Annotated in this window: 21 protein-coding genes; 12 read left to right on the top strand and 9 right to left on the bottom strand. The window is 63.3% G+C overall.

Going from position 1 to position 19,871, the window contains the following annotated elements:
• Positions 1–3: 3 nt before the first annotated feature.
• The 4 genes from RWT78_RS01165 (at position 4) to RWT78_RS01150 (ending at position 3,703) form a co-directional block, all read left to right on the top strand.
• Positions 4–1,251 carry a hypothetical protein gene (locus RWT78_RS01165; RefSeq protein ID WP_314673422.1) on the top strand — a complete coding sequence of 416 codons (1,248 nt, stop codon included), beginning with the start codon at positions 4–6 and terminating at the stop codon, positions 1,249–1,251.
• Between the two features lie 68 nt (positions 1,252–1,319).
• Positions 1,320–2,966, top strand: a complete 1,647-nt coding sequence (locus tag RWT78_RS01160; RefSeq protein ID WP_050657053.1) for an MFS transporter — start codon at positions 1,320–1,322, stop codon at positions 2,964–2,966.
• A 3-nt stretch (positions 2,967–2,969) separates the two neighbouring features.
• The gene (locus tag RWT78_RS01155) at positions 2,970–3,422 is read left to right on the top strand and encodes a DUF6325 family protein (protein ID WP_218748673.1); all 453 of its coding nucleotides are present in this window, start codon (positions 2,970–2,972) and stop codon (positions 3,420–3,422) included.
• A complete protein-coding gene (locus RWT78_RS01150; RefSeq protein WP_007735909.1) occupies positions 3,419–3,703 on the top strand; it encodes an SHOCT domain-containing protein in 285 nt (94 codons plus the stop codon). The genes RWT78_RS01155 and RWT78_RS01150 overlap by 4 nt, the downstream gene beginning before the upstream one ends.
• Position 3,704: 1 nt before the next feature.
• On the opposite strand, the gene RWT78_RS01145 is transcribed toward RWT78_RS01150, so the two are convergent.
• The 5 genes from RWT78_RS01145 to RWT78_RS01125 form a co-directional block, all read right to left on the bottom strand.
• Complete coding sequence (locus RWT78_RS01145) at positions 3,705–4,388, bottom strand: SagB family peptide dehydrogenase (RefSeq protein ID WP_314673416.1); 684 nt, start codon at positions 4,386–4,388, stop codon at positions 3,705–3,707.
• Complete coding sequence (locus RWT78_RS01140) at positions 4,385–5,365, bottom strand: ABC transporter substrate-binding protein (protein WP_003943586.1); 981 nt, start codon at positions 5,363–5,365, stop codon at positions 4,385–4,387. The genes RWT78_RS01145 and RWT78_RS01140 overlap by 4 nt, the downstream gene beginning before the upstream one ends.
• Positions 5,362–6,156, bottom strand: a complete 795-nt coding sequence (locus RWT78_RS01135; protein ID WP_314673412.1) for an ABC transporter ATP-binding protein — start codon at positions 6,154–6,156, stop codon at positions 5,362–5,364. The genes RWT78_RS01140 and RWT78_RS01135 overlap by 4 nt, the downstream gene beginning before the upstream one ends.
• Positions 6,153–7,220: an iron ABC transporter permease gene (locus tag RWT78_RS01130; RefSeq protein ID WP_314673410.1), complete on the bottom strand. Its 1,068-nt coding sequence runs from the start codon at positions 7,218–7,220 to the stop codon at positions 6,153–6,155. Before RWT78_RS01130 ends, RWT78_RS01135 begins: the two co-directional genes overlap by 4 nt.
• Before the next feature lie 84 nt (positions 7,221–7,304).
• Complete coding sequence (locus RWT78_RS01125) at positions 7,305–8,564, bottom strand: MFS transporter (RefSeq protein ID WP_314673408.1); 1,260 nt, start codon at positions 8,562–8,564, stop codon at positions 7,305–7,307.
• Between the two features lie 92 nt (positions 8,565–8,656).
• Between RWT78_RS01125 and RWT78_RS01120 the strand changes: the two genes are divergently transcribed.
• The 5 genes from RWT78_RS01120 to RWT78_RS01100 all read left to right on the top strand — a co-directional run bounded on the left by RWT78_RS01120 (position 8,657) and on the right by RWT78_RS01100 (position 13,798).
• Complete coding sequence (locus RWT78_RS01120; RefSeq protein WP_003943543.1) at positions 8,657–8,845, top strand: streptamidine-related RiPP repeat protein; 189 nt, start codon at positions 8,657–8,659, stop codon at positions 8,843–8,845.
• 94 nt (positions 8,846–8,939) lie between these two features.
• Positions 8,940–9,752, top strand: a complete 813-nt coding sequence (locus tag RWT78_RS01115) for a hypothetical protein (protein WP_314673406.1) — start codon at positions 8,940–8,942, stop codon at positions 9,750–9,752.
• Positions 9,749–11,176 carry a CocE/NonD family hydrolase gene (locus RWT78_RS01110; RefSeq protein WP_314673405.1) on the top strand — a complete coding sequence of 476 codons (1,428 nt, stop codon included), beginning with the start codon at positions 9,749–9,751 and terminating at the stop codon, positions 11,174–11,176. Before RWT78_RS01115 ends, RWT78_RS01110 begins: the two co-directional genes overlap by 4 nt.
• A complete protein-coding gene (locus tag RWT78_RS01105; protein WP_314673403.1) occupies positions 11,169–12,509 on the top strand; it encodes a YcaO-like family protein in 1,341 nt (446 codons plus the stop codon). The genes RWT78_RS01110 and RWT78_RS01105 overlap by 8 nt, the downstream gene beginning before the upstream one ends.
• Positions 12,506–13,798: a YcaO-like family protein gene (locus RWT78_RS01100; protein WP_058038099.1), complete on the top strand. Its 1,293-nt coding sequence runs from the start codon at positions 12,506–12,508 to the stop codon at positions 13,796–13,798. Before RWT78_RS01105 ends, RWT78_RS01100 begins: the two co-directional genes overlap by 4 nt.
• On the opposite strand, the gene RWT78_RS01095 is transcribed toward RWT78_RS01100, so the two are convergent.
• Positions 13,745–14,716: a hypothetical protein gene (locus RWT78_RS01095; RefSeq protein WP_218681108.1), complete on the bottom strand. Its 972-nt coding sequence runs from the start codon at positions 14,714–14,716 to the stop codon at positions 13,745–13,747. The two genes, RWT78_RS01100 and RWT78_RS01095, sit on opposite strands and share 54 nt — an antisense overlap.
• 51 nt (positions 14,717–14,767) lie before the next feature.
• On the opposite strand from RWT78_RS01095, the gene RWT78_RS01090 reads away from it, so the two are divergent.
• Positions 14,768–15,394 carry a TetR/AcrR family transcriptional regulator gene (locus tag RWT78_RS01090; RefSeq protein ID WP_003943606.1) on the top strand — a complete coding sequence of 209 codons (627 nt, stop codon included), beginning with the start codon at positions 14,768–14,770 and terminating at the stop codon, positions 15,392–15,394.
• A 6-nt stretch (positions 15,395–15,400) separates the two neighbouring features.
• Here RWT78_RS01090 and RWT78_RS01085 read toward each other — a convergent pair whose 3' ends face one another.
• The 3 genes from RWT78_RS01085 to RWT78_RS01075 all read right to left on the bottom strand — a co-directional run bounded on the left by RWT78_RS01085 (position 15,401) and on the right by RWT78_RS01075 (position 17,736).
• Complete coding sequence (locus RWT78_RS01085; RefSeq protein WP_003943598.1) at positions 15,401–15,841, bottom strand: PAS domain S-box protein; 441 nt, start codon at positions 15,839–15,841, stop codon at positions 15,401–15,403.
• 111 nt (positions 15,842–15,952) lie between these two features.
• Positions 15,953–16,693: an ABC transporter ATP-binding protein gene (locus RWT78_RS01080; RefSeq protein ID WP_003943539.1), complete on the bottom strand. Its 741-nt coding sequence runs from the start codon at positions 16,691–16,693 to the stop codon at positions 15,953–15,955.
• Entirely contained in the window at positions 16,690–17,736 is a 1,047-nt protein-coding gene (locus RWT78_RS01075) for an ABC transporter permease (protein ID WP_030535886.1), read from the bottom strand. The genes RWT78_RS01080 and RWT78_RS01075 overlap by 4 nt, the downstream gene beginning before the upstream one ends.
• Before the next feature lie 114 nt (positions 17,737–17,850).
• Between RWT78_RS01075 and RWT78_RS01070 the strand changes: the two genes are divergently transcribed.
• Both RWT78_RS01070 and RWT78_RS01065 read left to right on the top strand, forming a co-directional pair.
• Entirely contained in the window at positions 17,851–19,053 is a 1,203-nt protein-coding gene (locus RWT78_RS01070; protein ID WP_125050154.1) for a sensor histidine kinase, read from the top strand.
• The gene (locus RWT78_RS01065) at positions 19,050–19,667 is read left to right on the top strand and encodes a response regulator transcription factor (RefSeq protein ID WP_003943536.1); all 618 of its coding nucleotides are present in this window, start codon (positions 19,050–19,052) and stop codon (positions 19,665–19,667) included. The genes RWT78_RS01070 and RWT78_RS01065 overlap by 4 nt, the downstream gene beginning before the upstream one ends.
• Positions 19,668–19,871: the final 204 nt, after the last annotated feature.

Genomic DNA, 19,871 nt, shown 5'->3' with positions numbered 1-19,871 from the left:
CGAGTGGAGCAGACATTGACAGCGGTCGAGGATCTGACCGAGGTTGCCTCCCGGGCCGTCGCCGCCGAGCGTGACGCCCGGTCGGTGCGCTGGCACAACCCGGCAGCCGTCCGCAAGGCTGCCGCGTCCGTCCGTGATTCGCTCGACGACGAACGATCAGCGCTGAGCCGACCGTCGTACAGCGGGTTGTCGCCGTCACCGCACATGGCTCGCCAACTCGAACTGATCACGACATTGCAGCCGCCACTGCCCGCCGACGCCGGCATCGGCACCGCCGCGCAGGCCGAGGCCGACGCCGTCGCCGCGGTGACCACCGCACGGATAGCCTTGCGCGCCGCCCACCTTGCGGTTCTCGAAGCACGCGTCGCCGCGCTCGATGCCGGTGACACCGATACCGTCGCCGCCGCGATCCGCGGTTACGTCCCGCTGAACTCTGGCAACCCCGTCGTCCGCCACGTGCAGGATCTCGGCTCCCGGATCCGTGAGGAAGCACGGCACGTCGTGAGTGGTAAGCCTCGGTCGATCGCGTTTCGGCTGGGGCTGAGCCTCGGAATGGGCTTGGCGTACCTGGCATTCATTCGCCTCTTCCAGTGGGACGCCAAGGAAGATCGACTGCCTTACCTTGCGCTGTACGCACTCTCGGGTGTGGTCGGAAGCGTCGTGTGCACCAATGCGCTCAGCTTCGACGCCGGCCGCGTCCGTGCTGCGTTGTCCGGTGGAACCAGGCTCTGGCACGTACTGGTCGCGAAGAACGCGGTGATGCTGCTTCTCGTCGGCAGCGCCGGGTTCCTGCTCAGCGCCGTCCTCGCGTGGCGCTCCGGAAGCAGTGCCGACCTGGTGAAGGCGTGCGGCCAGGTGCTGACCATGATCCTGCTCTGGTTGGGGGTCGCGAACGTGATGTCGGTGAGCTTGCCGCTGCGGGCAGAACCGATGACGGCGCGGCGCCACGACGGCACGTGGAAGCAGTTCCTGCTGTCCTTCGTCATCTCGTACGGTGTCGGACTGATCGTCAATCTGATGCTCTACTGGCGCGTCTGGGCAAAGACGACGCTGCTCGAGCAGATGGGCGGTCCGTGGATTCCGGTCCTGCTGCTCCTCGCGAGCGCGGCCGCGACGTGGCTGTTGCTGACCGTGCTGGCCGTACTCCTGGCCGAGCAACCGCGCTTCCGGCGCGCCTTGCACCGGGAGATGGTGGTCTATCGCGAAGAAACCAACCACTTGCAGGCGACCATTCAGCACAATTCCGGCTAATGTAGCCGTGCGTGGCTGATCCGGGCACGTCGCGAGTACACGCAGTGTCGAGGAAGGCGTGACCCATCATGTCCGTAAAGCCTGGCGCGGCCGCCACAACGGCCGCCGTGAGCACCGCCTCCTGGCTACCACTCATCGTGGTGGTCCTCACCCAGATTCAGGCGTCGTTCGCCGTCAACGCCCTGACCGTCTCGATGGCCGGCATCACCACCGATCTCGACACGCCCGCAACAAGTGTCGGCACCGCGATCACCGCGGGCACCTTCGCCATGGCTGCCTTCATTCTGTTGGGGGCCAAGATCGGCGCCCGTTACGGAACGCGTCTGGTCTTCCAGATTGCCGTCGCGATTCACGGCCTCGCAATGGCCGCGGTCGCCCTGAGTCAGAGCCCGGCAATGCTGTTCGTGGCGCAAGCTGCATCCGGCGCCGTGATCGCCCTCATCGCTCCCGCATTGACGGTCTTCATCGCCACGAACTTCAGTGGCGATCAGCAGGCAAAGGCCATCGGTTACCTGGCAGCAGCAATCCCGGCGGCCGGTGTGCTGGCGCTGCTCATCGCCGGTTCCTTCGCGACGACGATCGGGTGGCGATACTCGTTCGCCCTCGTCGTGGCTCTCGCGGTGGTCAACCTGATCCTGAGCTTCCGGGTCAAACCTGTTCCCCCGCAGAAGGACATCACCATCGACTGGGCCGGCGCCGCCATTGCTGCCGTTGCCGTCATCCTGCTCAGCTTCGGTTTCAGCGGCCTGAACTCGTGGGGCGTCATCCTGGCCACCGACGCTGCGCCGTTCTCGGTCATCGGTGTTTCACCCGCGGCCATCCTGATCGTCCTCGGCACCATCTGCGCGCAGGGATTCTTCCAGTGGACGCGAAGCCGCAAGGCGCAGAACAAGCCTCAGCTCTTCAACCTCGACGTCCTCAAGACCGGCGCCGAGCGCGCCACCACGATTTGCATGGCGACGATGATGTTCGTGGGAACCGCGGCCAACTTCCTCATTCCGCTGTACATGCAGATCATCCAGGGCCGCAGCAGCTTGCAGACGTCGTTCTCGATCATCCCGTACACACTTTCGATCTTCATCGCGAGTACCGTCGTCGCGCGTCTGTACAAGACGTACTCCCCGCGTCTGATCGCACGAGCCGGGTTCGTCGTCGTTGCCGCTGGACTCATCTTGTTGGCCTTCACCATTCGTGGCGACTGGCATCAGATCTTTGTCGTCATCGGACTGATCACCCTCGGCCTCGGGCAGGGCGCCATCGTTGCGCTGGTGTTCAACACCCTCCTCACCGCAGCCCCCAAGGAACTGGCCGGCGACGTCGGTGCCTGGCGGGGACTGGTACACAACATGTCCGGCAGCGTCGGCATCGCGGTGGCCAGCGTCTTCGCCGTCGGAATCCTCGGTTCCCTCGTCAGCTCGCAGCTGATCGACAACCCCACCATCCCGGCATCACTCAAGGTCGAGTCCGGGATCAATCTCGACCAGGTCAACTTCGTCCCCAACGATCAACTCGTCGTGACGCTCGAAAACACCTCGGCGACACAAGCACAGATCGACGAAGCCATCCGGATCAACACCGAAGCGCGCTTGCGCGCCCTGCGAACCTCGCTACTCGTCCTCGCCGGACTCTCCCTGCTCGCCATCATTCCGGCCGGCCGCATGCCCGACGAAGTACCTGCTCTGGAAGAACCGCAACCCACGAAGGGCAAGAAGTAACCGATGTCCAACCAAGACCAATTCGGTCCGATCGAATACGTTGCCGTCGAGTTTCCCGGCGGTGCACCGACCTCCGCAGGATTCGAGCAGCTGCTCATTCTCGTCGACTCCGGCGTGATCCGCATCCTCGACCTCGAGTTCGTCACCAAAGCCGCCGATGGATCAGTGGCCGTCGTACCGGCATCGACCTTCGAACTCGCAGATTTCGATCTGGCGCAGTTCGACGGCGCAGCCTCCGGACTGCTCGACGCCGGCGACATCGCCGCCGTTGGTGACGAGTTGGCCACCGGTAGCGTTGCCGCCGTGCTCGTTTACGAGGAACTGGCCATACTGCCGGTGATCGACGCGTGGACACGCAGCGGCGCAAAGATTGTCACCGAAGGTCACCTGAGCTTGGACGAACTTGCCACCGCACTCGACAACACCGCACCAGGCAATACGGAGAAGGACGCATGAGTTTCTTGAGGCGAGCCGGCCGGGTAGCCGTCGCAAGCTCCATTCACGGCAATGTTCAGCGCCGTCAGCGGACCCGTTGGGCCGCCGAAGATCAGGCTCGCGCAGCGCAGGCCCAGCCGGTGCCTCCGATTCCCGATCTACCACCCCTGCCACCGCAGGCAGCTCCGGCAGCATCGATGGACTTGAAGCTCGAACAGCTCACCAAGCTGGGCGAACTCAAGAATGCGGGAGTATTGACCGAGGCCGAGTTCGAGACCCAGAAGGCGCGCATCCTCGCCTGACCTAGCTGCGCCTCCCGAGGGCAAAAGCCATGACGGGAAGCTGCGTCGTCGCGAGATTCAACAGAGATGCCACTCGCGCATCCGTGAATCCTGCGATGGCGCAGCCCGCAAGTCCCATCGCCTCGGTCACGAGGTACAGATTCTGAACCAGCACACCGGCATCCACGTGCATCGTGCGGTAGTGCCGCATCGCGTACTTCTCGAGCGGAGCTTCCAAGTCGGCGACCACAAACAGAAGAACCGGGAACACGTCGACGAACTCGGGTTGGAGAAGGCTCGCTCGAAGGTGCTCTCGCACGTCGCCTGGCCGGACAGCTTCGGCACGGCCTCGGGCATATCGGTATACCCCGGCTCCGAGCTCGTCTCCGGGTCGGCTGAGAACAAACGACAGCGTCAGTTCGCGCATCCCGCCCGCCGTCGGGCTGCTGACAACACTGTGGTGCAACACGTTTGACAGCTCGCCTGCTCGGAGTGCCGTCTGTGCGGGGTCGTAGCGGCTCCGTCGTGCCTGCAAGACGTCCGCGAACCCGCAGGCCGGCAGTGGCGTCGCGGCCGGCAGTTCCACGGATTCACACGTCACCGGCGGCAGTCCGTGCTCGTCGAACGGTAGCTCCGACGGACTCACCGTCCGGTCCAACACTGCATGCAGCGATACGACGGCCTCGATTCGCTCGAGTGCGGTCACGAACCCGGGTGCAGCAGGCGAGACACCTCGCCGGCCCCGTCGATCGAGACCAACTCACCGGCGAACCACGCCTCCGGAACGGCAAAGATCGCATTCGACGCCGCGGCGGGGGTTCCGGCAAATGCCGTCCGCGCAGCATCCAGGGTGGATTCCCGAGCCGACTCGGTGGAATAGACGACGAGGACAGCCTTCGGCGACTTCGCGAGCACCGATTCCGTGGCTACCTGGCCGAAGTACTTTCCGTCGGGAAGGTCGTTCTCGAAAAGATTGCTTCCCCCGGCGGCCTCGAGCACACTGCTGTAGAGGCCCCTGGCCAGAGCATAGGACTGTCCCTCCGAAACCTGAACCATCACAGTGGGAACCGGCTCCTGCCCGGCGACAGATGCCTCGGTTGCTGCGAGGGACTTCTTGCCGTCGGCCAGGAGGGTTGCTGCCGCGTCACTTGTTCCGGTCAAGGCGCCGAGACCGTCGAGGTCGGACCAGACGTCGTCGATCCTGCCTTCGGTGACGGCCTTGTGGCAGTAGCCGCTGTTCACGAAGATCGGGATGCCGAGGTCACGCAATTCGTCCATGGTCTGCAATCGGTCACCGTCGAACCAGTATTCCCCGTCGGAGACGATCAGATCCGGACGGGCGTCGAGCAATGCTTCTTTCGCGGGAACTCCGGTGCTCAGTACCGGCACGGCCGCGAACTGCTCAGCGAGTTCGGGGCTGGGAGGAGAGAGGTCGGTATTCGATTGTCCGACAATGCGGTCGGCGGCGCCGAGCTGAATGAGAAGTTCCGTCATCGACGGATACAGCGAGACAATCCGCTCCGCCGTCTTGGGCACCGTGACCTCGCGATCACAATTGGTGACGGTGATCTTCTCGGACGACGACGCCGCCGAATCCGCCGTGGAGTTTCCGCATGCGGTCAGTACTGCGGTGGCGGTAACGGCCGAGCACAACAGCGCGGCAGTACGTATCGAGGATTTCAAAACACTGCTTCTTTCGTGTGTAGGAGCGGAGGGGCGAACGAGAGCAGGGGGCGCCCGGTCAACGGATGAGTGCCGAGATGCACCTGAACCCCGAATACTTCGGACAGCAGATCCTCGGTCAGGACCTCGGCCGTTGGTCCTGTCGCGACAACTGCCCCGCTGGAGAGCAGACAGACGTAGTCGCAATACGCTGCGGCCAAGGCGAGTTCATGGATCGCGACAATCGTCGTGGTACCGAGTTCGGCGACCAATTCCATCAATTCGAGTTGAGCACGGATGTCGAGGTGGTTGGTGGGCTCGTCCAGGACCAGCACCGACGGTTGTTGAGCGATCGCCCGGGCCAACATCACACGCTGCTTTTCTCCGCCGGACAGTTCGGCGAAGAGACGTGATCCAAAGCCCTGCATGCCGGTTCGCACCAGTGCTGCGCTGACGATGTCTCGGTCGATCTCACCGAGTCGAGAGAACGCGCTGTGATGCGGCGTCCGACCCGTTGCAACCACCTCGCGGACGCTGAACGAGAAATCGGATGAATGCTCTTGCCCCACAACACCGATGATGCGTGCTGCCGATCGAGGCGAGAGATCGTCCCAAACATTCACCTCGTCCACCTTCACGATTCCGCTTCGCGGCTTCATCGAGCGATACAACGCGCGAAGGAAGGAGGACTTTCCACTGCCGTTCGGTCCGACGAGTCCGACCACGCTTCCCTCGGGCGCTTCGAGGTCTACACCCGAAACCACGAGGCGTCCGCCCCGAACGACGTGAATTCCGCTGGCCGACAATCTCATGACTGCGCACCGCCGTCCCGTCGAAGCAACCAGAGGAAGAACGGTGCACCCAATCCGGCGGTGATGATCCCGAGTGGTAATTCGTTGGGCGCATCCAACATCCGAGCCGCAAGATCGACGATCACCAGGAAGGTGGCACCAACCAACGCGGTCGCGGGGAGCAACTTGCCGTGATCGGAACCGACCAGAAGTCGTACGGCGTGCGGCACGAGCAGCCCCACGAAACCGATTCCCCCGGCGACGGATACGACAACCGCGGTCAGCAACGACGCGATCACCAGTAGTAGCAACCTGGTACGGCGCACGTCCACGCCGACCGATTGCGCGCTCTCGTCTCCCATGGCCAACGCGTTGAGTTGGCGCGATTGTGTCAACAGAACTGCCGCACAGACGGTGATCACCGCGGCGGGCACACCGAGATCCGACCAACTGGCCCCGCTCACCGAGCCCAGCAACCAGAAGAGCACTCCCGAAAGCTGACTCGGATCGGCGCGCAACTGCACAAAACTTGTTGCAGCCGAGAGCAGATAGCCGATGGCAACTCCGGCCAGGACCATGCGCAGCGGGACGAGCATTCCCTCTCGCCGACCCAGTACGAGAACCGCGATCAGGGAGACCATGGCCCCCAGGAAGGCTGCCACCGGGACGCCGATCGACAGGCCGGTGCCGATGCCGGTCGTCATGATCAGTACTGCACCGAAGGATGCTCCGGAACCCACGCCCAGAATGTACGGATCGGCAATCGGGTTGCGCACCAACGCTTGCAGCACGGCGCCGGCCAACGACAGCCCGGCGCCCGCCAATGCCGCAATCAGAATGCGCGGTACCCGCAATCCCCACACGATCCGATCGAGCAGCGGGTCGACCGGCGGACCGCCGACGTGTGCGTACAACACCGCGAACACGTCGGCAAAGGACACCGACGCGGCACCCGACCACACCGCGACGGTGGAGACCGCGACAAGCACAACCGCCGTGGCCAACAGAAACGGGACGTACCCGCGCTCGCCGACGGGATGTGGACGCGACGGCACTCGTGGTGCTGCCTCGCTGGTCAGCGTCATCGCACTCCTGAGTAGGTGGGGTTCGCAGTCATGAACAGGTGGATCTAACCATAACGACAGTCGTTTTCATTAATAGTCACATGCTCATTTGTGCGGGTAAGGGTCGGTCCGCAGCGCGCTCGCCCACGCGAAGAGCGCCCCGACCAGCGCAAAGATGCACGCAACGAGGTAGGCGGTGCCGATGTCCCAGCGTCCTGCGATTGCCCCGGCAATCAAGGCGCCGACCGGCGAACCACCCCAGGCGACCATCCTCGCCGTGGTGTTCACGCGCCCCTGCAGACGATCCGGAGTCAGGCGCTGACGTGCACCGATGCCATTGAGGATGGTGACGGTCGCACAGCCGGAGTAGACGACGAGCGCCGTGATCGCGGCGCCGGTGTTGCCGGTTGTCGCAACGACGAACAGCACCACCGGGGCGATGGTCAGCGCCCCGACAGTGATCGCCCCGACCGGCCACTGCGTCGGTAGGCGTGGAAGCACGAGCGCCCCGACCACTCCACCCACGGAGACGGCCGTCCACACGGCGCCGATCATCGGACTCGACGTCGAAATCCCAAGCCTCTCGGATGCGTACACCACCAGGAGCGCCGTAACCGCACCCTGCGTCAGGGAATTGACGAAGCCGACGCCGGTCAAGGCTCGCAGAAGCGGCGACCGCCAGAGGAAGCTGAGGCCCTCGCGTATGTCACGCGCAATTCCGGTTCCCGACTTCTTCGGCGCCGCAGGAGTCATCGAAAACGAGGCTCCGATCGAGGCCATGGCCAGCCCGGCCAGTACGTAAGCCAGTGCATCAGCACCCAATGCGTAGGCCGGGCCGATCGACGCCACGAGCACTCCGGCAATAGCCGGAAAGGCAACATCGACGAGCGTGCTGGAAGTCCACAGCGCACTGTTGGCGGCCGGTATCCTCTGCCGACCGACCAGAGCAGGCAGCGCTCCGAAAGCAGCGGCGTCGAACCACACGAAACACGTTCCGATGCAGATCGATACGCCGACGGCATGCCACGCCGTCAATACGCCTAGTGCCTGCGCTGCCGGAATACTCGCCAAAGCAAGTGCAGCAACGGCCTGCGCACACAGGATGACCGTCCGCCGGTTGACTCGGTCTGCCACGGCGCCGGCGAACAAGCCGAACACGAGGTACGGCAGAACCGTCCCCGCAGCCGCGAGCGAGGTGAGAAACGGAGACCGGCTGATGTCGAACACCAGGATCGGCATGGCCACTCCGGTGACCGCCGCACCGGCCACGGCAATCGTGCGAGCCGTGAAGAACAATCGAAACGATCTGTCCCGAAAGACATGTGGTTGCGCTTCGACGGATCCCGTCGTCGGGGTCTCGCTCATGTATGCACTCTCTTGTACCTGTTGCTCTCCGTCGCGATCTTTCGTACGGTGACATCGTAATGGAAATGGTTTCCATTACGGAAGGGATGACAATGAGCAACATTTCGTTCGACAGCGTCTCCAACTCGGCTCCGGCCAATGCACTCCAGGGCGTCGGCACCAACGCTCTCGTCGACAACCCGTTCACCTTCGAGCCGGTTGCCGAGGCAACGTCCGCACACGCTCTGCAGGGTGTGGGCACCAACGCCCTCGTCGACAACCCGTTCAGCTTCCAGAGCTGAAACCTCCCCTGATCCAGACTGTTTCGACAGTCTGATCTGCCGATGACCCCGCCCGCATCCGACTCGTCGGGTGCGGGCACCGACAAGGAGATCCGTGTACGCCCTCGCCGACGGACACCAGCTGTATCCGACCACGGACGGTGTTTGGCATTACCTGACACCGGACGAGAACGCGGTCACGATCGGCGCGCCGGCCGAAGACCTCGCGGAACTCGACAACTTTCTCAGGCGCTCTGGTTCGGTGCTCGGCCCGGGAGCTATCGAGATCGCCGACGCCCTCGTCTCTCGCGGCGTGCTGGCTGTTCCAGGTCAAGTGCCAGAGATTCCGCGCCCACAGCGTGTGCTGATGGACGGGATCGGGCCCGTTGCCGATGCTTGCATCGCCCTGCTCTCCAAGGCTCTTCCGCATCTCGAGGTCGTATCCACCACTGTGCCAATCGAAGACGACGTTGCGTCTTCGGACCTCGTACTGTCGGTTGCCGGTGCTCCTCCTCACGACGAGTGGTCGGAACTCGATACCTGGTGCCGCCGAAACCAAACACCGTGGCAACGCGTCCACGCGGAGCTGGGTGAGATCTGCATCGGACCCTTCTTCGACGGTATCGGCAGCGCAAGCTACCGGGACGTCTGCGGTCGACGGCTTGCCGCGTCGCGCGTCCCGGATCATCTGCAGGCACTGTGGAATCACCTCGCCGGCAGCGAACCTCGCCCGCTCGAACTTGAACCCACCGCAGCCGCAATGGCCAGTGCGCTTGCATGTTCGGACGTCGTGGCTGGTGTACATGGCGCACCGCCATCACACCTTCACCACCAGATCCGGATGAATCCGCGAACCCTCATGATGACTCGCCATCCCGTGCTACCTCTGCCGGGCGGCGTTCTCGAGCCTTCGCCGACACTCCGGTGATCTCACTCGGAGTGAAGATCCCGGCGGCAGACGGTTCTTCGCTGGCTACGGATGTGCTTCTCCCAGATTCTTCACCGCGCGGACTGATCGTGATCCGAACCCCGTACGGACGCGGGTGGCATCTGGCCGAGGGGCTCGAATGGCGATCACGAGGAATTGCCTTCATCTGTCAGGACGTACGTGGACGGCACGATTCCACCGGATCTTGGGAACCCTACGTCCACGAGCGCGAGGACGCCGCCGCCCTGGCCGAGTGGCTGCAGGATCAGCCGTGGACACCCGAGTGCGTCATCGCAAGCGGGGCTTCGTATGCGGCCGGAACCGCCTGGGCATTTGCTGCCGAGACCAACAGCGCCGATCGGTCATTTCGTGTAGACGGCGTCGTCTCCAAGGTGCCGACCATCGGAAGCGACCGCGTCAAACGTGATCCCTCGGGGATCCTTCTCCTCGCCGAGCATCTGGCGTGGTGGGGCGAGCACGGAGATTCGTCTTCCTCTCGTGAGGGTTTCATCCCTGCCCTGATGCGCTCGGATTCGTCTTTGCTGGAACATCTCCCGGTGCAGTCGATGATCGAGAAAGTCGGTCTGACCTCCGATTCACCGGGCTGGTTGACGCCGATCCTTCGCGCTCGCAAACGCGAAGACTTCGGTGGCGATGATCTGGTGTCCGCGGACGAACTCTCCGAACTCGACATCGCCGGGCTGCACATCGGCGGTTGGGACGATGCGATGATTCGGGAGACACTGCGGCACTTCACGTCCGTGGGGCGCGGGCCGCAGAGTTTGATCGTGGGCCCCTGGGCGCACGACCTCCGCCCTGGAATGGTCGGCGAGACAAGTTTCGGCCGCCTTCAGGTCGAGTGGATGGAATCGGTATTCGCTGCGCGGCCCCTGACCATCAATCGGGTATTCGACCGGGGTGTCGGCGAATGGTCGACCGAACCGTTTGTCACGGGTGCGAATCGCGTTCATCTCGAACCAGATCGGAAGGATGCGGCCTACAGCTTCCTGTATGACGCCTCACGGGACCGAAACAACTGTGTTGTCTTGACTTTCGATATCAAGCACGACTCCGTACTCTCCGGAACACCATCGGTGGAGCTGAAAGTGTATTCACCCGAGGGCGAAGCCGATTGGATCGCCGAACTGAGCGTCGTCGATCCCGCTGGAGTTACCAGATCGATCGCACGGGGCGCGGGTGTCAGCCTGCAGCCGACGATGGTGACCATCGATCTGGATCCCGTGTTGCACACTGTGCGCGCGGGTGATGTCTTGACGCTGCGGATCGCCGGCTCGGACTTCCCACGACTCGCACGCAATCTCGGAGACGGTGATCGCTATCGAGGAACACGCAGTACCGCACTGCACCAATCATTTTCCGGGTCGTTGACCCTGCCGATACTCGGAGGAACTGCCGGTGGATGACTTGCTGGTCGACGCCCGGAGCGGCGTGCTGACCTCACTGGAACCACACATTCGCTCGGACATGCCGACAGGCTGGGTCGGTTGGGCCGCGAGGGTGGCCGACACCAGAAACTTCGGCGGCAGCGGTTCACTGTTTCGCGCGGACCCTTACGGATTCGGGGCTTCGATACGCGACGATGCAGCAGCTCGCGGGGCGGCGACCGGTGAGGCCGTCGAAAGATATTGCGGCAACTTGGTCCCCGAGGATCTGGTCCGCAGCAGTGCATCAGCGCTGGAACTGGCCGGCTCACGGGTCGTCGATCCCGCTGAATTTGCGTTGTACAGCGAGGATCAGTACCGCCTTCCCGGATTCCCCTTTGTTCCCTTCACCTCTGATCTGAACATTCGCTGGGCATTGGGTCACACCATGGACGAAAAGGTGCCCACCTACGTGCCTGCGGCCCTGACTTATCTCGGGTACTACACAGGCACCCGTCGCTGCGAGCCACCGATCGCGTCGTTGCAGTACGCCGGAATCGCAGCGGGACGCTCACGCGGCGAGGCCGAGATGTCAGCTCTGCTGGAACTTCTCGAACGCGATGCCACCGCGCTGTGGTGGTGCGGGGACCGGTCACAGCCGGCGATCGAGCTTTCCGACTGGGAGCGGTTGCCTGCGCACCGCCAACTCGGGGATCTGGAGAGCCAGACCCGGAGCGTTCGAGTGCTGCTGCTTCCCTCCCCCTTCGGCATTCCCGTCGCCGCAGCGTGGATCCGCGATGACCGACGTGGACTGGTCGCGCTGGGCACAGCTTGTCGACCGACGGTGGAGGCGGCAGTCTCGAAGGCGCTTGTCGAGGCGTATGCCGTACTTGCCATCACGATCGACCTCGCCGACCCCGACGGGCCGACCTGGCGCAGCGTGGCGGACGGAACGCTGCCGGCGCACCTGTACAAACCCTTTCGGGCCGACCGTCGTTACCGGGACGAGTTCGATCCGCAATGGAAAGACATCGTCGATCTGCCGACCGTCGCCCAACTTTATCTCGATCCCGTGATGGCCCTGGCCGCAGAGGAACATCTCTTCGACTACACCGAAACACTCTCGGTATCAGAGATTCCCGACGAAGCGCCGTTGGATCTGGCTTCTCTCGTAGCGCTTCTGATGTCACGGGGACACCAGCCGATTTCCGTCGATCTCACCACCGGCGACATCTCGATTGCCGGGTTGCACGTCGTCCGCATCCTGACTCCGGGCCTGTACAACAACGCCCCGGCAGCCTTTCCCCTTCTTGGAGGTAGCAGATTGACCAGCGCATCGACCACCCATCTGCATCTGCCGGTCCCCCTCGCATGACATCTTCGCTCGTCGACCGCCGAACTGGGATCATTCGAGAGCTGGTCGACGCCGTTGTTCCCCAGCACTTTCCGCCCGAGTTCAAGCTGATTCACTCGTATGTCAGTGATTCAGCACGCTTTTCACCCTGGTCCAGTGACTCGGCCGGCGCCGGATATTGCTTCGATCTGGGTGACCGTGCGCGGCCTACCGCAGCTGCGATAGGCGAAGCGGTGGAACGATATTGCGGCAACATCGTCGCCAAACCGATCGTCCGCGGGTCGGCCGATGCCTTGATCGGAGCAAGCATCGACCTGTCACAACTCGCGCGTTTCGACGCCGCCCAGTGCGCGCGGCCACAGTTCCCGTTCGTCGAACCAACCGACGATCTGGAGATGGACTGGACTCGCGGAGCCGACCTGATCACGGGTTCGGATATCTGGGTACCGGCCGAACTCGTCTGGGGTTCGTATCCTCATTTCGTCGCCCGGACGGGTCCGGCGATCTCTCCGGTAGCTCAGGCGGGTCTCGCCGCCGGACCCTCGGTGAAGTTCGCAATCGACAATGCCTTGCGCGAGATAGTCGAACGAGACGCGATGACGCTGTCCTGGACCGGGCGGCGTGGTGTTCGGGTCGTCACCGGCATTCCCGAGGTGCTTCGGCGACTGGGGAATCACGGCACCCTCTCGACCAGGTGGTTGTCATTCGACAGCGATTTCGGGATCCCGGTGCTCGGCGCCCTCATCCACGACGGACTCACCGGATACTCGACCATCGGTACCGCCTGCCACGAAGACGCCCAGACCGCTGCGTTCAAGTCACTCGGCGAAGCGCTTCAGCTGCAGCTGCTTTCCGCCGACTACGACAACCCGCAGAGCGGCATCGGTCGAGCCGCGGCCTCCCCGACCAGTCCGCTTGCGCCTTGGCGAGCTGACCGAAGCTATGCAGGCGCCTACCGATCGGATTTTGCCGACGTGATGGACTACGGATGCCACTTGCAACTTCACCTGGACCCGGAGATCCAAGCACGATTCGAGAGTGAGCTGGTCGGTGCCGTCGTCGGCGAGGTGGGACTCGACTCTCTGACATCAGCCGCCGGCACCGAAAGCGCTCTGACGGCAGCCGGTTTCCGGCCGGCATGGGTCGATCTCACCACAACTGATGTTCTCCACGCCGGCCTGCACGTCGTCCGCGTCGTCGTACCCGGTTGTCTCACCAATGCGGCCGCCGGATTGCCGTTTCTCGGCTCGCCCCGACTAGTGGACAGTCTTGCCGGACGATCGGCTCGCACCATCCCATTGCCGCACTGACAGTTCGGGAACCGCCGCTTGCAACGACTCGGTGGTTTCCACCGCGTGGAACCACGTCGGCTTCGAGATCGCGGCATCCCGAATCACCTGCACGGCGCGCGCGGCGATAGCTGCCGTCGCGACCGACTGGCTACGCCCCGAAACCCACAGCGCCGGGCCGGTATCCGCTCGGGCCATCGCTACCCAACGATCCGAGCCCCACAGCTTCTTCGGCACGACCTTCTGTAGCGCGGGTGCCCACGTCATGGCCGCAAGTCCGAGCGTCGCGGTGGACGTGTCCAATCGCAGGTACGTCCTGACCGGAACACCGAGGTCTCGCGTCAACGCATGCTGGTCCGAAAAGTCGGCCCGCACAGCAGGACCGGTGCGGTAGCCGGTCGCATCGGCCGGTATTCGAAACGTCTTCATCCCGGTGTAGTTGCGGACCGATCGTCCGTCGGGATCAGAAAACCTCGTGCCCAACATCCCGTACGTCCACGCCGTTGCGGCCGGCCCGTGTAGTTCTCCACCGCCGAGACCGATCAGGATGTCCACGGGTCCGTCGCCGAGTCGATGCGCCTCGGTTGCAAGGACACTGGTCAATCCCGGCGCCAACCCGACGCCCATCAGAACGGGTCCGTCGACCGCTTCCAATTCTTCGCAGTAGCTCGAGGTCGCCGTGATGTCGACGAATGCCGCCCCACCGCGTACCGCTTCGTCGGCCAGGCGAACATCCTCGAAACCCGACGCATTCACCACGACATCGAAGTCTCGAACCACAGTCGAATACGCGCCTGGTTCTTTAAGATCAACGACGACGTCCGCGCGGGCAGGGTCACGGCCGGCGGAGTACGCGGAGATTTCGGGGACCTTCGCGAGTTGTTTCATCAGGGGAATCCCGACGGCACCGTAGCCACCGAGTACAAGAACCTTCGTCATTATTTCGCCTCCCGAGTCGCTAGAGTTCGACTCTAGAGTTAAACTCTAATCATGACTGAGGTTCTTCGGGAAGACACGTCGGCGCGGCGCAAGATCATCGAGGCAGCGCGTGAGGTTTTTGTCGATCCCGGCTACGCGGCCGCCACGATCAAGCAGCTTGCCGCGGCGGCGGGCGTGTCGGTGCAGAGTGTCTATTTTGTGTTCGGCAACAAGCCGAGCGTGCTGTCAGCACTGCTCGACGTGGCCGTTGCGGGCGACGAGGAAAAGACGGCAACTCTCGACCGTCCGTGGGTGGCGGCAGCACTCGGCGCCCCACATCCACTCGGGCAACTCCGGATTCAGGTTCACCACGGACGGCTCATTCTGGAACGCACCGCAGATATCCTCCTGGCACTGCGGGCCGCCGCTTCCGCCGACGAGGACGCGGCCCGTCTGTGGCAAATCAACCGCACTCAGAGACGCACGGTGCAGGAACATCTGATGGTCGGCATCGTCGAAAAAGCGCCAACCGTCGACCTCGAAACAGCCGTGAACGTCGCACTCACGCTGCTCAGTCCCGAGACCTACACAGACCTCGTGGTCGGCGCGGGTTGGACCGGCCAACAGTACGAAGAATGGGTGGTCAACACCCTTGCCGCCACCCTCGGCCTGGACCGAACCGTCAAATCCCGGAAGTAGCTGGGATTACTTGGTGGGCTTGTCGTCGATGTGCCGTGGGTTGTTCCACAGGCGCTCCGTCAGATCGTGGAGGACGGCAAGGGTGATCGTGTCGTCGTCCCGTCGGAGCAGAGACTGGCTGACCGTCGCGCGCACCAACGTGGAGTCGGAGTGCACGAACTCCTTGACCGAGCCCGGCTCGGAACTCAGTTCACGATGGGCCTGCTCTGCACTGACGTCGTCGGCATCCTTGTCGTAGAGGATGTCCTGCAAACGCAACGCCGAGACGGCCTTCTTGGGATATCCCAGCATGTCAGCGAAGGACGGATTGGCAAAAACGATGCTGCCGTCGCGGTGAACGGCCATGACCGGCACCGGAAGCCTGTCGAGGAGAATCAGGGCAGGCATCTGCTCCAGATCCGCAATCGGCGATTGTGGCGGCTGCGCAACGTTGCGGCGGCGTTCCATAACACGTCCTCTCAAGTTGCCCGAGTCGACAACAGTCTAACTGCCCAGCAAATCGCGGGTTGACTTCCCGCCCGGATGCAGTGACGAATGCCCGAATCGTGCCCGCCTGAGTCACGCCGCGAGCGCCTCCTGATCCTCCGCCAAGGAACCGTCAACAACACGATAGACAGTATCCATCCGAGACAGGTGACTTCGGTCGTGTGTCACGAGAAGGGTTGCCGCCTCGCGTTCCCGCACCACCCCGATGATCAGATCCATGACAGCGGCACCGCGCTCCTGATCGAGCGCACTCGTGGGCTCGTCGACCACGAGAAGCTGCGGATCGTTCATCAATGCTCGCGCGAGATTGACGCGCTGTCGCTGCCCGCCCGACAGCTGGGACGGCCGTTTTCCGCTCTGATCCGCGAGCCCGACAGCGTCCAGCAAATCCATCGCTTTTGATTTCACGGCCTTGCGACGGGCCCGTGACGTGAACACGGACTGCCCCAGATGCGCCATCACCTCGAGCTGCTCCAGTGCAGTCAGCGAAGACACGAGGTTCGACTGTTGGAAGACGATGCCGATCGACGAGCGTCGCAGCTCCGACGCCGCCCGCCGACTCAGCGCAGCGATGTCGGTGCTGCCTTCCGGCGTCCGGAGATAGACGTGCCCGGAATCCGGACGGATCAGCGTCGACGCCACCGCCAACAGGCTGGACTTGCCCGAACCCGAGGGCCCGGTGATCGCGGCGATCTCGCCGCGGTGCAGTCGCAGAGACACGTCATCCAGCGCCGTCACCCGCGATTGCCCATCGGGAAACGTCAGATCGACGTTCTGGATGTCGAGAACTGTGGTGCCGGTTGTCATGGTCATCGTGCGCTCCCCAATGCTGTGAGTGGATCGGTGGTCGAGAGGAATCGAAGTGCAAAGGCCGCGCCGAGCAGGCCGAGTCCGATCAATGCCACGGCAGGTACGACGGTGGTGGATGCGTCCAGGACGAACGGCATGGCGTCACCTATCAGCGATCCGGCCACGGCCGTCAGCCCGATTCCGACGGTGACACCGGCAATCAGAACGATGAGCGCCTGACCCAGTGCGTCGCGCACCAACGAACCGGTAGTCGCACCGAGCGCTTTCAGCGTCGCGATGTCCGGAGTTCGCTGGATCGTCCACACCGTGAAGAACGCACCGATCACCAGGGCTGAGATCGCGAACAACATGAGCGTCATCAACGTCAACGACCCGTTCTCCGACTTGTACGAACCGATCGCGTCGAGCGAACCGCTGACCGTCGTCGACGTCGTCGCAGCCGCCTTGTCCGTTGCGGAAGCGTCAGAGGCTCCGGTGACAGCCAGTACTGTCGCAACTCCGCCGCGTGGATTGGCCGCCTGCCAGTCGTCGAGCGTCATCCAGACGACGGGCGAATGGCTGTACCAGTCGTCACCGCGAACGGCGCTGACGGTGAACTGCTTCGTACCGACACTCACCTGATCGCCGGCGCCCGCCCCCAGATCGCGGGCGGCACCTTCGCTCAACACCACCGTGCCTGACGCCGACGGCGTCACGTCACCGAAACCGCCATCAGCGCCGAACAGGGCCACCGACTTCTGATTTCCGTCGGCCAATCCCGCTTTCCCGCGACCGATTCCGATGGGATCGACGTCCTTCGACGTGGAGGTCCAAGCGTTGACCTGGTCCTGCGTGAGCGCCGACTCGTCGAACGACGCCCCGGCTCCGGTGTCGGCGAACACCACCGTGTCGGCATTCATGGCCTCGATGGCCGACACGTTCTGATGGCGAAGTCCTGCAGTCAACCCGCTGAGAAAACTGACCAGAAGTGCAACCAACAGAACCACGACGGAGATCAGCGCGAAACGACCTCGCGCTGCCCGTAAGTCCCTCATTGCGACAAACACTGTGAATTCCTTTCCTGTGCTTGCCTCTACGCTCTCGCGGATGCAGACTCTTTCCATCGCACCTCGGATCGACATTCCAGCGCTCGAAAGAACCATCCCGGTTTACAACTTTTGATGGATGAACCAGGCCCGAACCTCGCTAAGCTGGGCGAGATGCACCGATCTCCGCTCACGCCTGTCTTCGCCGGCCTACAACTGGGCCTGCATGTCCTTGTCATGGCGCTGGCCGGTGTGGTGTTTCTTCGAGCGCTGATCGACGAATCCGACCTGACCGCAACAATCATCGCGTTGGCCGTGATCTTTGTTGCCGTCTATCTTTTCGGGGTTGCCAAAAGGCTGCGCGGCAACGCTGCCCGCTGGTGGCTGGCCGTGCTGACCCTCGTCTGGATCGCGACGATGGCGGTATCCGCCGACGCCGCCTACCTCGCGTTCGGACTCTTCTTCCTCTATCTCCATATTCTGCGGCGGCCGTGGAGCCTGCTGGCCGTCACCGCGGCAACGGCTGTCGCCGTGATCGGCACCGGATTGCATCGCGGGTGGACGGTGGCCGGCGCCGTCGGCCCGATCATCGGCGCCGCCGTAGCCGTTGCTATCGGTCTCGGATATCAAGCTCTGTACCGCGAGGCAGCCGAGCGCGGTCGTCTCATCGACGAGTTGATGAATACTCGTGAAGAATTGGCGTCGACGTCCCGCGATGCCGGAAAATTCGCGGAACGTGAAAGACTCGCCGCCGAGATTCACGACACCGTGGCCCAAGGACTTTCGAGCATCCAGATGCTCCTTCACGCTGCCGAACGCGCCGATCCGGACAGCCCGGCCATCCGTCAGATCAGCCTCGCACGGGAAACTGCCGCGGACAGTCTTGCCGAAACCCGCCAACTCATAGCCGAATTGACGCCCGCGGCCTTGGACGGTCAGTCGCTCGCCGACGCGCTTCGTCGAATCTGCGAACGCGCGAGCAGTCCTGAACTGGAAGCGCGCTCCGTGGTCGAAGGCGAGGCAGTCCGGCTACCGATGCCCCTCGAAGCAACATTGGTACGCATCGCTCAGGGCGCGGTGTCCAATGTTCTCCGCCATGCGGATGCAACCAGAATGGCTGTGACACTGACCTATTCCGATGACACCGTCAGCCTCGACGTGGTCGACAACGGTCGCGGTTTCGACGTGGCAGTTCTCGAACGTGGCCCGGCGGAATCTTTCGGCCTCAATGCAATTCGCCGACGCGTCGAACTTCAGGGCGGGACTTTCTCCATCGAGTCCGAGCCGGGACACACGGCCGTCGCAGTGACGTTTCCTCTCGAAGTCGGCGAACCGTGATCCGCCTGCTGCTCGCCGACGATCACGCGATCGTGCGCGCCGGGTTACGAGCGCTGCTCGAAAGCGAAGCCGACATCGAGGTAGTCGGCGAAGCGGGCACCGCCGAGGAAGCCATAGCCTTCTGCGCCACCACACCGGTCGACCTCGTGCTCATGGACCTGCGATTCGGCCCCGGGAAGACGGGCGTCGACGCCACCCGCGCGGTGTGCGCGCTTCCGAATCCGCCGCACGTACTCGTTGTGACCAACTACGACACGGATGCAGATATCTTGAGCGCTGTCGAGGCCGGGGCCAGCGGGTACCTACTCAAGGACACACCACCGGTCGAGTTGCTGTCAGCCGTCCGCGCCGCTGCGAGCGGGGACAGCGTTCTCTCCCCCGCCATCGCGTCGAAGCTCATGACTCGGGTACGCAAACCCGAAACCAGCCTCAGCCCAAGGGAAATCGAAGTTCTGAAGTTGGTGGCGGCGGGTCGCTCCAACCGAGAGATCGGCAAAGAACTGTTCCTGAGTGAGACCACGGTCAAGTCGCACCTGGTTCACATCTTCGGCAAGTTGGGAGTGAAGTCGCGGACGTCGGCGGTAGCTCGTGCGCGCGAGTTGGGTTCAATCTGACATTTGCCCGAATTGTCGAAAGTAGCTGGACAGCAGCAATTTTCGCTCACAATTCTCTTGTGTTCGAAACTTTGTTCGATTAGACTTTGAGTATGGACAGACGGGAAGCGTGGCAACTGGATGGCGAGGACCTCAAGAGTGAGGTTCTGGATCTGGTGCGCGCCCGGCACGAGTTGCAGTCGCGGATGGTGTTGCTGATCGTGG

It is taken from the genome of uncultured Rhodococcus sp., from assembly GCF_963525155.1.
GTDB classification, from domain to species: domain Bacteria; phylum Actinomycetota; class Actinomycetes; order Mycobacteriales; family Mycobacteriaceae; genus Rhodococcus_F; species Rhodococcus_F qingshengii.
Note: the sequence above shows the minus strand (reverse complement) of the source record. Positions and strands in the feature narration are given on the sequence as shown.

Bases quoted from the DNA above. Each gene is read 5' to 3' on its own strand.
- RWT78_RS01080 (WP_003943539.1), bottom strand. From the start codon at position 16,693: ATGACCATGACAACCGGCACCACAGTTCTCGACATCCAGAACGTCGAT.
- RWT78_RS01120 (WP_003943543.1), top strand. From the start codon at position 8,657: ATGAGCAACATTTCGTTCGACAGCGTCTCCAACTCGGCTCCGGCCAAT.
- RWT78_RS01090 (WP_003943606.1), top strand. From the start codon at position 14,768: ATGACTGAGGTTCTTCGGGAAGACACGTCGGCGCGGCGCAAGATCATC.
- RWT78_RS01070 (WP_125050154.1), top strand. From the start codon at position 17,851: ATGGATGAACCAGGCCCGAACCTCGCTAAGCTGGGCGAGATGCACCGA.
- RWT78_RS01130 (WP_314673410.1), bottom strand. From the start codon at position 7,220: ATGACGCTGACCAGCGAGGCAGCACCACGAGTGCCGTCGCGTCCACAT.
- RWT78_RS01160 (WP_050657053.1), top strand. From the start codon at position 1,320: ATGTCCGTAAAGCCTGGCGCGGCCGCCACAACGGCCGCCGTGAGCACC.
- RWT78_RS01150 (WP_007735909.1), top strand. From the start codon at position 3,419: ATGAGTTTCTTGAGGCGAGCCGGCCGGGTAGCCGTCGCAAGCTCCATT.
- RWT78_RS01095 (WP_218681108.1), bottom strand. From the start codon at position 14,716: ATGACGAAGGTTCTTGTACTCGGTGGCTACGGTGCCGTCGGGATTCCC.
- RWT78_RS01100 (WP_058038099.1), top strand. From the start codon at position 12,506: ATGACATCTTCGCTCGTCGACCGCCGAACTGGGATCATTCGAGAGCTG.
- RWT78_RS01085 (WP_003943598.1), bottom strand. From the start codon at position 15,841: ATGGAACGCCGCCGCAACGTTGCGCAGCCGCCACAATCGCCGATTGCG.
- RWT78_RS01155 (WP_218748673.1), top strand. From the start codon at position 2,970: ATGTCCAACCAAGACCAATTCGGTCCGATCGAATACGTTGCCGTCGAG.
- RWT78_RS01135 (WP_314673412.1), bottom strand. From the start codon at position 6,156: ATGAGATTGTCGGCCAGCGGAATTCACGTCGTTCGGGGCGGACGCCTC.
- RWT78_RS01125 (WP_314673408.1), bottom strand. From the start codon at position 8,564: ATGAGCGAGACCCCGACGACGGGATCCGTCGAAGCGCAACCACATGTC.